General features: G+C 68.7%; 10 protein-coding genes and 4 pseudogenes. 5 read left to right on the forward strand and 9 right to left on the reverse strand.

The features are described from left to right. Positions 1-581: 581 nt before the first annotated feature. The 3 genes from ACN6LD_RS28845 to ACN6LD_RS28855 all read right to left on the reverse strand — a co-directional run bounded on the left by ACN6LD_RS28845 (position 582) and on the right by ACN6LD_RS28855 (position 2,976). Positions 582-995, reverse strand: coding sequence for a hypothetical protein (locus ACN6LD_RS28845; RefSeq protein ID WP_319190050.1), 414 nt, complete (start codon positions 993-995; stop codon positions 582-584). Between the two features lie 272 nt (positions 996-1,267). Continuing rightward, a complete protein-coding gene (locus tag ACN6LD_RS28850; RefSeq protein ID WP_319190052.1) occupies positions 1,268-2,083 on the reverse strand; it encodes a bestrophin-like domain in 816 nt (271 codons plus the stop codon). Between the two features lie 131 nt (positions 2,084-2,214). Next, positions 2,215-2,976: a hypothetical protein gene (locus ACN6LD_RS28855; protein WP_319190054.1), complete on the reverse strand. Its 762-nt coding sequence runs from the start codon at positions 2,974-2,976 to the stop codon at positions 2,215-2,217. Positions 2,977-3,431: 455 nt separating this feature from the next. Here ACN6LD_RS28855 and ACN6LD_RS28860 point away from each other — a divergent pair, with 455 nt between their 5' ends. Both ACN6LD_RS28860 and ACN6LD_RS28865 read left to right on the forward strand, forming a co-directional pair. Next, entirely contained in the window at positions 3,432-4,574 is a 1,143-nt protein-coding gene (locus ACN6LD_RS28860) for a winged helix DNA-binding domain-containing protein (protein ID WP_445044740.1), read from the forward strand. Positions 4,575-4,610: 36 nt separating this feature from the next. Beyond that, positions 4,611-5,315, forward strand: a complete 705-nt coding sequence (locus tag ACN6LD_RS28865) for a hypothetical protein (protein ID WP_445044741.1) — start codon at positions 4,611-4,613, stop codon at positions 5,313-5,315. 120 nt (positions 5,316-5,435) lie between these two features. On the opposite strand, the pseudogene ACN6LD_RS28870 reads toward ACN6LD_RS28865, so the two are convergent. The 4 genes and pseudogenes from ACN6LD_RS28870 to ACN6LD_RS28885 all read right to left on the reverse strand — a co-directional run. After that, positions 5,436-5,599: pseudogene (locus ACN6LD_RS28870) on the reverse strand (response regulator transcription factor); the annotation flags it as partial. Positions 5,600-5,747: 148 nt separating this feature from the next. Further along, positions 5,748-6,116, reverse strand: a pseudogene (gene tpg / locus ACN6LD_RS28875) (telomere-protecting terminal protein Tpg); the annotation flags it as partial. 3 nt (positions 6,117-6,119) lie between these two features. Further along, positions 6,120-6,338 (reverse strand): annotated as a pseudogene (locus ACN6LD_RS28880) (telomere-associated protein Tap); the annotation flags it as partial. Positions 6,339-6,762: 424 nt separating this feature from the next. Further along, entirely contained in the window at positions 6,763-7,332 is a 570-nt protein-coding gene (locus ACN6LD_RS28885) for a hypothetical protein (protein WP_319190060.1), read from the reverse strand. 292 nt (positions 7,333-7,624) lie between these two features. On the opposite strand from ACN6LD_RS28885, the gene ACN6LD_RS28890 reads away from it, so the two are divergent. Both ACN6LD_RS28890 and ACN6LD_RS28895 read left to right on the forward strand, forming a co-directional pair. After that, positions 7,625-7,927, forward strand: coding sequence for a hypothetical protein (locus ACN6LD_RS28890; protein WP_445044742.1), 303 nt, complete (start codon positions 7,625-7,627; stop codon positions 7,925-7,927). A gap of 168 nt (positions 7,928-8,095) precedes the next feature. Continuing rightward, a complete protein-coding gene (locus tag ACN6LD_RS28895; protein WP_319190061.1) occupies positions 8,096-8,776 on the forward strand; it encodes a pyridoxamine 5'-phosphate oxidase family protein in 681 nt (226 codons plus the stop codon). A 439-nt stretch (positions 8,777-9,215) separates the two neighbouring features. Here the strand turns inward: ACN6LD_RS28895 and ACN6LD_RS28900 are convergent, their stop codons facing one another. Then, positions 9,216-10,502, reverse strand: a complete 1,287-nt coding sequence (locus tag ACN6LD_RS28900; RefSeq protein WP_445044743.1) for an ArgE/DapE family deacylase — start codon at positions 10,500-10,502, stop codon at positions 9,216-9,218. A 69-nt stretch (positions 10,503-10,571) separates the two neighbouring features. On the opposite strand from ACN6LD_RS28900, the gene ACN6LD_RS28905 reads away from it, so the two are divergent. After that, positions 10,572-11,123, forward strand: a complete 552-nt coding sequence (locus ACN6LD_RS28905) for an Lrp/AsnC family transcriptional regulator (protein WP_445044744.1) — start codon at positions 10,572-10,574, stop codon at positions 11,121-11,123. 129 nt (positions 11,124-11,252) lie between these two features. Here the strand turns inward: ACN6LD_RS28905 and ACN6LD_RS28910 are convergent. Beyond that, positions 11,253-12,115 (reverse strand): annotated as a pseudogene (locus ACN6LD_RS28910) (IS630 family transposase); the annotation flags it as partial.

The raw sequence follows: 12,115 nt of genomic DNA on the forward strand, positions 1-12,115 counted from the left end.
CAGAGCGGCAGGGTTCCGTGCGGCAACTACTTGTGACGGAACGGTGACGGCCATCTGCACCCGTGCAGATGCAGATGGCCGTCCTCGGGATACGCGGGAGGCATGGCGGGCAGCACGCGGCCTCCACGCCGTACCCGGCCTTCTCCGCGACACGGCACGAGGCGGCGTTGCCGTTTTCCGGACCGTTGCCCTGGGGGAGTCGCACCACCGGAGGGACACTTCGACTGTGCCCGCCATCCGGTGTCCTCCTCCTCGAAGGCGATGACGTCCGGGTGCACGCGCGGCCGTGTCTCCATGCCGGGGGCGGAGACCAGGTCCCGCTCCTCGTCCGGGCACCGGAACAACGCGGACCGCGGCTCGTCCCGGTCGCACTCGTCGGTCAGCGAAGGACTCAAGCCCCGGTTCAGAGCGGCCGCTTCACGGAAGCGGATCGCCAGGTCACCGAACGAGGGCCGCGTGGTCTCGAAGATGTCGGCGTCGGGCCGGAAGGCGATGGTGGTCCCGCTTCCGGTCGCCGCCCCTGTCGCGGCGGGCGGGGAGACAGCGACGCTGCGTGTGTACTGCTGGACCCAGCGTCGCCTTCACGGCGCACCTCGACCGTCAACCGGCTCGACAGCGCGTTGACCACGGACGGTTCGGTGCGCAACGGGCTCATGGCCATGGTGTGACGGCCGCGAAGGCCGGGCGGAGGTGTGCAGGCGGGTCAGCATGTCTTCCAGGCCATGGCCGTCGGTGTGACCGGACGCTTCCACGGCAATGTCCGGCCCGGACTCGGCCACCTGGACACCGCCGTCTTCGGTGCGGGTGACGTCGATGTGTTCGCCCTGACCGGCCGGAGCCTCGTCGACCGCGCGTTCCACGACATCGAACACCAGGTGATGCAGGCCGCGTTCACCGGTCGAGCCGACGCACATACCGGGCCGCTTGCGCACCGTGTCGAACCCTTCCAGGACCCGAAGGCGAGCTGTGTCGGTTCCGGTGGCTTCCTGGCTCATGAAGACCCCCTGAGGAGCTGTCCGGCAGAGCTCGTCACGGTACGCGAAATTCCCTGAAGGGCCAGGTCAGCGACCATTTCGCGAGGCTTCGGATCTGTCGGTGCGGGCCTGTGGGACGACGGTCGGCCCCAGGCCCGCGCAGGGCCGTCGCGCCGCGTCGGCGGCCCCGTCGAGGCCGTGGACGGCACCGTTTGAGGCAACGCCGAGGTCTCCATTTGCAGAACTTCCCGGACGGCGAGCGCTGTTCAGCACATCCTGCGCACGCAGTCGTTTCACTGGGTCCAGTACTGGGTCAGAGCTCCCTCTTTGAACGGGGCCGGAGTCACGCTGAGTTCGCCTGCGAAGGGGCGGTCCAGGACGAAGACGAGGAGCAGGCTGAAACCGACGAGTCCTGCGACGGAGGCGACGAAGAGGATCTGGACTCTCAGCTTGCGCATGCCGTAGAGGAACGTCAGCGGGAGGAGGACGAGTGCGCCGCCGAAGGCCAGTACCTGTAGGAGCGGGGGGAGTTCCTGGCGTGCCATGGTGATGCGGGCGCGGCGCTGGGAGGCGATGTCGTTGAGATGGTTGACGGCCTCCTCGTAGAAGATTTGCTCGCTCTGGCTCTTGGGGTCGTATCGCTGGAGTGTCTCGTAGGCGGACCTGAGGTGGGTCTCCGTGGCTCCGTAGCTGGGGTTTCCCGCACGCATCCGGGGCCACTGGTCCTCGACGACGGCGTGGACGTATCCGTTCATCGTGGCGTCGAGCCGAGCACGGACCGGCGCCGGGAACGCGGCGGCGTCCCGGGTGATGAGCGCCGCGTCGGTGGCCTCGGAGGCGACGATGGTCTGGGTGTCCTCCAGCTGGGTCCAGAGAGTGACGATGACGAAGGCGAGGATGATCCCGTAGATCGCGCCGAACATGCCGAGCGTCACGCCGACCATCTCGTTGTGTTCGCCGCGGGCCACCGAGGGGTACCTGCGGCGCAACAGCACGCTGCCGCCGACAGCGAGGAGGACGGTCCCGCCGACGATGACGACGGTCAGCGTGAAGGTGCTGTAGTGGTTGAGCAGCCAGAGCGAGACGTGCGGGGATTCCAGAGGGGACACGACTTTCCAAACGCGTCGAGCCGATCAGCCGCTACGGGTGTGACCGGCAAGTTCACACCACCGAGTGAGGGCTCGTCGAGCGTGCTGAGGGGGCCGTGGCCCCCTCGGCGCGAGGTGGTCGGCTTCTGGCACTACGCGGAGGGCAGTTGGTCGTACATCCGGAACGTGTAGGTGGCGTCGTACGTCATCAGGTTGCCGCTCGGCGCCGGCAGCCCCAGTCGGCGGTTGAGGGGCCCTGCCAGGGGCCCGCAGTGTTCGGCGGCGGGGGCGTTGAAGGTGTCGTCGTAGGCCGAGAACTCGATGATCGGCGGATCCTGGGAGACCCACTTGGAGGGGCCCGACCGCTTGAGCTGGAAGTCGACCGGTGTGCTCGCCCCTATGGTGCAGCCGTGCGGCAGCAGCGGGCTCGACAGCCGCCAGCGCAGGCTGAACTGCCCGGTGTAGAAGTCGGATCGGCCCCCGTACTGCGGTTCGATCGCCAGGCGGAGGTGTCGTGGGGGATCACCTGCGGCGGTGCCGGTGAGCCCGCCCGGAACGGGGGTGGGCACGCTGTGCATCGCGCCCCAGACCTGCGCGTTGGAGCCGTCGGGCATCCGCCCCTCGGCGTGCGTCATGGTGATCGGGGCGAGAGCCACCTCGACCTTCCCCAACGTCAACCGGGGTGCCGCGGTGTGGACTTCGCACCGCCACAGAGCCGGTTCGGCACCGGCCGGAAGGGCGGGGCAGTCGCTGAAGTCGGTGGCGGACGTCGGGGTGGCGGGACCCGGTTCCGCGGCGGCGAAGCTCGGGGTGTACGCCCCCACCAGCCCCGTCAGGGCAGCGGCCCCGGCGAGGGCGAGCGCGGCGCGGCGGGGGAGTGACAAACGGCGGTCAACGGGCGTCGTGTTCAACATGAGCACAGCCTGCTGCCTACGACCGGGCAACCGCCATCGGTGACTGCCCCGCCTCGACCCTGAGCGGACCCTGACGCAGTATCAGGGTTGGTGGGCGACCCTTCCACGGGTTCACGCGATGCTCCGCACGACGCGTCGGCGGCGCTTGCCAGGGCGCGCCACGCTTCACCACCGGGATCGGCGACGAACGCGGGGCCCTGGCGTGCGGCCGTCATGACGACGTGGATCATGGCGGCGGCAACGCCACGCAGATGACAGCACCCGGCGGTCGCGGCCACGCCCAGCAGTCCTGACACGCCCAGAATCGCCGTCCATCCGGCCTGTGTCACCCGCCGTGGAATGCTCGACCGCGTGCTCGTACGCGGTGTCGTCGTACCAGAGCGGATCGCTCATGGCACACCCTCCGGCAAGGATATGCGGTGCCGTCGACGCCGAGCGGGCGGGATAATCCGGCCGTGACCCTCACCGAACGGCAGCTCACCCTGGCGACCCTGGACCGGCAGCTCCTCCTGGAGCGCAGGCGCCTCGACGTGGCGGAGGCGGTCCGCCAGGTCTGCGCCGTTCAGGCGCAGGCGCCCGCTTCGCCCTACCTGGCTCTGTGGAGCCGCGTGGAGGGCTTCGTGCCCGAGGATCTCGACGCGGCCTTCACGGACCGCCGGATCGTGAAGGCGACCCTCATGCGGACCACCCTGCACGCCGTCCACGCCGACGACTACGCGCCGTATCACGCCGCCATGGTCCGGAGCCTGCGGGCGTCACGGCTGTACGACCGCCGCTACACCTCGACCGAGCTGAGCGAGGAGGACGCCGACACGCTGCTTCCGCGGCTCGCCGAGTTCCTGGCCCGCCCCCGCACCGGAGCCGACGTCGAGGCCGAGTTCAGAACGAGCCTCGGCGGCCACGCGGACCGCCTGTGGTGGGCCCTGAGGACGTACGCGCCGATCCAGCACACCCCGACCGGCGCTCCGTGGTCCTTCAAGCTGCCGAACACCTATCTCGCCTCGGGCGTCGACCCGGCAGACGAGGCGAAGGGCGCCGCGGCGGGCGTACGGCGGCTCCTGCTCTCCTACCTGCGGGCCTTCGGACCGGCGTCGGCACCGGACTTCGCACGCTTCACCCTGCTGGGACGGCCCGTGATCAACCAGGCGCTGAGCGATCTCCGCGACCAAGTGGTGCGCGTTCCCGGGCCGGCCCGCGCCGCACTCTTCGACCTGGCGGGCGCCACCGTGCCCGCCGAGGACACCCCCGCGCCGCCCAGGCTGCTGCCGATGTGGGACAGCACGCTGCTGGCCCACGCCCTCCCGGGGCGCCTGATGCCGCAGGAGTACCGACCGCTCGTCGTCCGGCGCAACGGCGACGTGCTGCCCACCCTGCTCGTCGACGGTCAGGTCGCCGGGGTGTGGCGCGCGGCGGACAAAGGCGTGGAACTGACCGCGTTCCATAAACTCGACAAGGCGGCCTGGCGCGGCCTGACCGAGGAGGCGCGGAAGCTGTCCGCCCTGATCGCGGACAGGGACCCGGCCCCGTACAGCCGCTACCACCACTGGTGGGACAAGGGGACCCCGGGCGTCGAGAGCAGGACGGTCACGGTGGAGTGAACCGGGCCCGCATCAGGGCCTCCTAGGATCTCTCGCATGGCGAAGCGCAAGGTTCAGCGGCGGGTTCGGGCGATATTGGGGGAGGACCCCACGGCCGTGGTCTGGTGCGAGATCCACAAGGGAATCCCGACGCCGCCCGCGGACGTCCACCGCGCCGCGGGAAAGGGCCCGCTCAAGCCGGGGCACCACTGGCTGCTGTACGTCGGCGCGGTCGCGTTCTTCTTCGTGGTCGTTCCGATGATGCTGATCGACAGACTCGATGACCGACTAGGCGGTACGCGGTCAGAGCCGCGGTCGGGGCGGGGCCCGGGTGGCCGCTCAACAGCACGCGACCGTAGGGTTGTTGACGGACAAGGGTCGGCAGGGGGCACTGGCCGCGCGGAGGACCCGACCAACGGCGTCTTCGACGGAGACTGGAACCTGACCGCGGGCCGGCTGCTCCTGGGCTGGTACTCACAGTCGCCCAACCCGAAGCGCCTGGTGATGCTGACCCGCGACCGCGTCTGCGTGGCCGCATCGCCTCGGCGCCGGCTGTCGCCCACGAAGGCGGACGACTTCCGGATCGTCACGGAATACCCGGTCTCCGAAGTCCGTGTGGTGGGCGAGGCCGGTCAGCCCCGGGGATTCGCCACGTTCCGGCTCCACTTCAGCGACGGCTCGTGGCTGGAGCTGGGCCGCCTGGCGCAACCCGACGACGCTGACAGATTCCTGAGGGTAGTGGACCCGACCGTGAACCAGTGATCCGTACAACGCTGTTGCCGGCGACCGGCGACCGGCGACCGGCGACCGGCGACCGGCGACCGGCGACCCGGGGCCGGCGACATCAGTCGGTGCCGGCCGGCCCCTGCGGAGAGAGCGGTCCGTCTCGTAGGCGAGGACGACTGCCTGCACCCGGTCCCGCAGATCGAGTTCGACAGGATGCGGCCCACGTGCGTCGTCACCGTCGTCGAGCTCAGGAACAGGCGGTCCGCGAGTTCGGCGTTGCTGAGGCCCGTCGCCAGCAGGCGCAGCACCATCAGCGCCCGCAAGGCGATGCTGCTGCGGTCGGATCGGACGATCACGCTGATGCAAGAACTCGCAGCCGCCATCAACGAGGACCGCGACCCCAGGACCATCGACACGGACAAAGAGCCCGTGGACGGCACGGTCGCCCGGTGGGGGGTGGGGGAGGTGGACGGTGAGGCGGCGGAAGCGTCTGTGGTCGGTGGTGCCGACCGGTGCGGTGTAGCCGAACCGGGCGCGGGTCTCCACCGTGATCCCGCGTGTGGTGGTGGCCTGCTTGCGCCGGCGTTTGCGGACCTGGGGCTGCCAGCGGGCCCGGAGAGCGTCGTCGATCCGGTCCGCGATCGCCTTGGGCCGGGTGCTTGCGTTCGCCCCTGCGGTAGCGCTCCACCGACCGCTGGCTGACCTCAATCTCCTGAGCGACGGCTTCGTCTTGAGCTGCCACATCAGGAAGTTGATGCGGGCCTGGAGGATCTCGGGCGGCTGGCGGGTGAAGGCTCCCCGGTCGGCGCGTTCGATGGCGTCCTCGATCTCTGCCACGGTCTACTCGCCGTCGTCGAGGACGGCGTCGCCGCCCTTTGATGTGGCGGGCGGGGTTGTAGCCCTGTTCCGTGAGGTCGACGGCCCAGGGCATGGATTGGACGCCTTCGAGTTTGGGCCAGACCGGGGGTGAGTCCGAGGCGGAACCCTCCGGGCTGCGGCTTGCCGACGCGGCATACGGCAGGAAGTCCAGCGGCGAGACGCCGGGGAAGGGTAAACGATCAGGTTTACCGCTGCACCCACTGGTACGCCTCCTCGTTGAGGAACCCACCCATCCAGCCGGAGTCCACGAGACCTGGAAGGGGGCCGAAGAGCCGGTGTGGCGATGGGCTGGCCGCGGCGCGGGGGAGGGGCGCTGGCCCCTGGACGCGTGGCCGAAGGCACACTGAGCACGGTGTGCCCGGCCTCTGTGCAGTGCGGGCACACCGACATCCCAGACCGGTGTCGATGGCGGCTGGACGGATGAACAACGGTGACGACCAGCTGCTGCACCGGCCGTGACTACGACCACGACGACTACTCCAGCCCCGGCCCTGCTTGTCCTGCCGGCCGGATTTGCTGCACCGCAGGCCTGGGGCGCACTCCGCACTGTTCGGCCTGCCGACCCTCCTGACCTCCGCCTGGAAGCAGACCTTGTTTCGGGAGCTCAAGTCCCGATTGGGCCGTTGACAGGGACGCCGATGCTTCGTCGTATGGTGTGGCGCATCTCGCCGAGTTGTTCCCAGATCCCCTCGATCTGAGGGCGGGTCTGCTCCAGGGATTCGTCCTCCCGGTGTGGCGGAATCTTGCCGTCGAGGCGCTTCAGGACCCCATACATCCGGTTGAGCCTGCGGTGGACGTCGTCGGCGGTGGCAAGCACGTCGTCCGGGACCCGCATCTGCGCCTCGGAGTAGCGCGCACGATGCTCGCGCCGAGCATCGTCCAGACGTGACCTCAGGTCGTCCGTGACGCGGCCGAATCGCAGCCCGTGCCAGAAGTTGTTTAGCTCGGCGTGGTAGTCCAGGGAAGCCGTGTTGAGTATGACGTAGCAGTTTCGAACGGCCTCTGTCGTCGCGTGCTCGGTCTCGTACTGGCGTTCGTCAGCGTGCTGTCGGTCTGAATGAGCCAGTTCTTTGGCTTTGGCCTTTTCGGCGAGCCGCTGGGTCATGAGACCTGACGCGAGCGTGCCGACGATCCCCAGGAAAGCGATCGCCAGCGGAACTACCGCACTGCTCATCAGCACCTCTCTTCTCACCTCCGATCATGGCGGTGTCACGCTGCCGTACCCGGCAGCCGCCCCGCACGCCTGGCAGTCGCTGCCACCGACGGCCGAGCGCCAGCCGGCCCGGGCACCCGGACTGGGGAGCCACGATGGGCTCCCACCCTCACCTGTGGGACGGCTGCAAGCAGCAGGCTGGCGCGGCCGCCGTCGCCCCGGCGGCCCGCACGCGGGAGCACTCGGAGCCGGAGCGCGGGGGAGTGGGGCAGTACGACTTCCGGCGGAACACTCGGCGCCCCGTCTGCGCCCAGTGCGGGGCCGACTTCACGACGCGCTGCCCGCCGGCATCCGGCCCGTCCAAGGCGACGCACCCGACACCGTCCTGATCGGCGGTGGCTCCGTCATCGGTTCCCCGCTCGGCGAGGTCCTCGCCGGCCCGCTGTGCGGAGGCGAGGGGATCCTGACAGCCGAACTCGACCTTGACGACCTCACGCGCGCCTGCTTCGACTTGGACCCCACCGGCCACTACGCGCGCCCCGACGTCTTCACCTCCATGTCGACGAGACCTCCCGCGGACGTGGGAGGCTCCCGAAGGGGCCCGGGTCCCACGTGATGTCGTCCAGGCCGAAGACGATCAGGGCTGGGACCGATCCGTCTGCCGGCGGTCTGACGGTGCGAACACAGTGATAGCTTGCAACGAAATCCGTGGCGTTTTGACTCCTCCAGAGGAGATTAGGTCTGATCATTGTGCGATCAGCGACGAATTCGATACTCTCGCGCCATGTTCGAGCCGCTGCCCCGACTGGCCCTGTCCGCCACCGAACGGACCCGGCACCGCCGCCTGCGCGAGCAGGGAAGGTCCGACCGGTCCGAGCTGGACGCGGTACTCGCCGCCGGATTTCTGTGCCACCTCGGGGTGCAGGTGGAGGGCCGCACGATGGTCGTGCCCACGGTGTACGGCACGGACGGCGAGACGTTGTACTTCCACGGCTCGGTGGCCAGCCGCAGTCTGGTGGAGGCCACGCAGAGCACGGTGTGCCTGACCGTCACCCATGTCGACGGCCTCGTCCTGGCCCGGTCGGTGTTCGAGCACGGCGTGAACTACCGCAGCGCCATGGTCTACGGCATACCGCGCGTCGTCACCGACCCAGAGGAGAAGCTCGCGGGCCTGCGCTGCCTCACCGAGCACGTCACCCCGGGCCAGTGGGACTATGCACGCGGCCCCAGCCGCAAGGAGCTGGCGGCGACTTCGCTGCTCGCGCTCTCCCTCGACGAGGCATCCGTCAAGGTCGCAGCCGGGCCGCCGGAGGACGGCGATGGACCTGACGCCGAGCTCGGGGTCTGGGCCGGCGTCCTCCCGCTCCATACCACCTGGGGAACGCTGGAGCCGGACCCCGTCCTGCCGTCGGACGTCCACGCCCCGGCGCACCTCGCCCGACGCCAGAACAGCCCCGCCGGCTGAGGCAGGGGGGGCAAGCGCCGATCACCAGAGTCGGTCTTCTGTCTTCGAACAGACCTTGCCCAGAGCAGGAATCGACGAGAGAGGGACGCACCCTCGACGCGGCAGGCCTGGGGTTCGAATTTTGACGGGCGAGGTGCCTTCTGCGGCCGAGTCGCGACTGCTCACCCGTAGACGTCCGGTGCTGCCGCGAACTCACTGGGCGGCACTCGAGGAGAAGGTCGTGCCGGTGGGTCGTCCGGATGCCGATCCCGTTCGCCGTCGTCGACGGGAGCCTCCGCATTTGGCGTGTGTGACAAGGCTGGGCGAACATCACGTCCGGTGGTGCCGCCCCGCGGTGGGGCCCGCCCGCTGCCGCCGATGCAGTGCAGCTGGCCGGGTCGCCCGGAAACGCTTCATCGGGCGCGTCCACAGCGGGTGCTGACACCGAGCTTGCGCGCGATCAGCCGGGGGCCAGGCGGGAGGACTGCTTCGTGCCGACCGTGCGCAGTGTCGCGAGCACCAGTGCCCGGGCGACGGTGACAACTTCGCTCACGCGGACCTGTTCCTGTGGGCCGTGTGCAAGGCGTACGTCGCCGGGGCCGTATTGCAGAGTAGGGATACTCGCCCCTGAGTACAGCCGCAGATCACTGCCGTAAGGGGCCCCGCGCTCAGCCGGTCGCGGACCGCTGGTGGCGTCGGCGTGCGCGTCGCCGACCAAGGCTGCCAGCGGGTGTCCGGCCGGCAGTCTGCCGCTGGCGAACTGGCCGCCTGGCCACGTCACCGTGGCGGGGTGGGAGCGCAACCACGGGTCGGCCCCACATGCCTCGGCCACGCAGGCTTCCAGTTCGGAGCGTGCCTGCGCGGGGTCTTCGCCGAGCCGGACGCCCAGTCTTCCCTCGGCCACCAGCAGGTCGGGCACGCTGCTGGCCCAGTCGCCGGCCTGGACGGTGCCGACGGACAGCGGGTAGGGGATGGGGTATTCGGACATGAGCGGATCGGCGCCGACGTTGCGGAGGGTTTCCAGACGGGCGAGCGCGCGGTGGACATGCAGGTAGGCGTCGATGGCACTCACCCCGGCGTACCTGGTGCTGCCATGAGTGGCTCGGCCGGGTACCTCGACCCGAAACGTGAGGGCGCCGGCGTTCGCGGTCATGAGCGCACCACTGGTCGGTTCGGTGATGATGCAGGCGTCACCGGTGTGGCCGCGTTCGAGGGTGGCGAACGCTCCGAGCCCTCCGTCTTCTTCACTGACGACGAAGTGAGCGGACACCTGGCCACGTAGCTTTGCGCCCGCCTCGCGTACTGCTGCCAGTGCAGCGAGTATCGCCACTACCCCGGCCTTCATGTCGCACGCTCCTCGGGCGTGCACCACGTCCCCGGTGACTCGCGGGCGAAAGGGGTCCTCCTGCCATTGAGCCGGGTCTCCGGGAGGGACGACGTCGACGTGACCCTGCAGGATCAGGGTCGGCCCGTCGCCAGAGTGCTGCGTGCCGCCCACCAGGCCCCATGCATCCGTGCGCGGGGCCTCGCTCCCCGGAAAGCCGGGATGCGCACGCAACTCGGGCAGATTCATGGACCACAGGTCGACATCGAGGTCCATCCGCTCCAGATGCCGGGCCAGGATGTGCTGAAGCTCGGACTCCGCCGCGCTCCCCGTCACGCTCGGAACAGCGAGAAGCTCCAACAGGATCTGAGCGATCGCCGTTTCATCCACTGCGGCCAATGCCGAAGCTTCGACATCGCTCACGTTTGCTGTCATCGCAACACTGCTCCCGGCAGGTGACATCAGGACAAGACGGAGACTATGTTTCGGCAGGTGGCGCAAACAATCGCAATTTTCTCCGAGATGGTGCCACTTTTTTGCAGAATCAAAGAGGCAGTGGCCAATCGTTGCGCCGCCGCCATATCCATGGACGTCTGGAGTGAAGTCATCGACGCCATCGACCGAGCAATCATCCGTTGTGTTCTGCGCAACGCCCGCGCCACGTACGCCCAGATCGGCAAGGCTGCCGGGTTGTCCGCGTCCGCCGCCAAACGGCGTCTCGACCGCCTGGTGGACACCGGAGCGATCAGCGGTTTCACCGCTCTTGTGGATCCGCAGGCGCTGGCTTGGCACACCGAGGCGTTCGTCGAGGTCTACTGCACCGGCAACCCCACCCCCGCCGAACTGCGCCAGGCCCTGTGGGACATCCCCGAGGTCGTCGAAGCCTGCACGGTCTCCGGTGCCGCCGACGCAGTCGTCCACATGCTCGCCCGAGACATCCCCCACCTGGAACAGGCCATCCAACGGGTGCGCGCCACTCCTCCTGTCGACCGGACCGAAAGTGCCATTGTGCTCTCCCGGCTGTTGAACCGGCCTCGCCTCTGACCGGCCCGGTTGCACCGTGTGCGGGTGTGGTCAGAGGATTCGTCGTGCGGATGCGGGCGCTTGCTGCGCGGGGCCGGTAGCCGGCAAGGAAAAGACGGTTGAGGTGCACAGGTTCTCGATCTGGTCTTCTGAGTCAGGAATCCTGTGTAAATAACTGGCGAGGCGTTCGAGGATCTCGTCCGCGGTCTTGGTCCAGACGTAGGGTCTGGGGTCCGTGTTCCAGGTGGCGATCCAGGAGCGGATTTCCTTCTCGAGGGCTTGGACGCTCTTGTGGACGCCTCGTCGTATCCGCTTGTTCGTGAGCTCGGCGAACCACCGCTCCACGAGGTTGAGCCAGGACGATCCAGTGGGTGTGAAGTGCAGGTGGAAGCGGGGGTGGGTGATCAGCCAGGTCTTGATGGCCGGGGTCTTGTGGGTGGCGTAGTTGTCGAGGATCAGGTGTACCTGCAGATCTGCCGGGATCTCTTGGTCCAGCTTGATGAGGAACTTATTGAACTCCTCTGTCCGGTGCCGGCGGCGCAGGGATCCGATGACTTTCCCGGTGGCGACCTCGAGTGCCGCGAAGAGGGTGGTGGTGCCGGCACGGACGTAGTCGTGGGTGACCCGCTGCGGGATTCCGGGCATCATCGGCGACACCGGCTGCGAGCGGTCCAAAGCCTGGATCTGCGTCTTCTCATCAACGCAGAACACCAACGCCCGCTCGGGCGGGTCCAGATACAGGCCCACGACATCGTGCGCCTTGTCGACGAAGTACGGGTCCGTCGACAGCTTGAAGTTCTGCGAGCGATGGAGCTGCAGACCGAAAGCCCGCCAGATCCGCGACACGGTCGACTGGGAGAGACCGAGTTCTTTGGCCATCGCTCTCGTCGACCAGTGTGTGGCGTTCCTCGGTGTCGACTCCAACGTCCGCTTCACCAATGCGGCGACCTGCTCGTCGCTCACCGAACGTGGGCCGCCGGATCTGGGCAGGTCGCCCAGGCCGGCGATCCGAT

This window comes from Streptomyces sp. SAS_272 (genome assembly GCF_052543235.1).